Source organism: Segatella copri, assembly GCF_019127135.1.
GTDB lineage: Bacteria > Bacteroidota > Bacteroidia > Bacteroidales > Bacteroidaceae > Prevotella.
In genome coordinates, this window is record NZ_JAHOEA010000201.1 from 1 (window position 1) to 405 (window position 405).

Sequence of the window (405 nt, forward strand, 5' to 3'; positions counted from 1 at the left end):
GTTCTACCCTATGTGATACACCCCAAAACGGCCGTTCTCGGACGGGCTGGGGGGGGGAATTTTCGCAACTTTTTGGTGGAAAGAAACATTTTAGTACGTAATTTTGCTGATTTTATAAATGTAAAATCCACAATTCATTAACATTTTATACATAAAGATCACTAAAGAAGATTCACCATCATTTTTGTGAGAAAAACGATAGTGTAGACTATGAAAATACATATAAAGGTAAAAAAGTAAAAGGAACTATAAAAGGTAAAAAGGTAAAAGAGTAAAAAGGTAAAAGGAGCTGCGCCCATTTATCTGTGGAAAAAACTGGGCGATAAGAAAGCAGAACTGCATGAAAACAAAAAAGCCTCAGAAATCTTTCGAAATCTGAGGCTCTTGATAAAAGGAGGCGGCTAC

At 36.0% G+C, this 405-nt stretch carries 1 protein-coding gene; it reads right to left on the bottom strand.

Annotated features, from left to right (window positions below; all coding sequences use genetic code 11):
- Positions 1-208 precede the first annotated feature (208 nt).
- Positions 209-405 (bottom strand): hypothetical protein (locus KSW37_RS15860; RefSeq protein WP_217315408.1); only part of this gene is annotated, 197 nt, incomplete at its 5' end.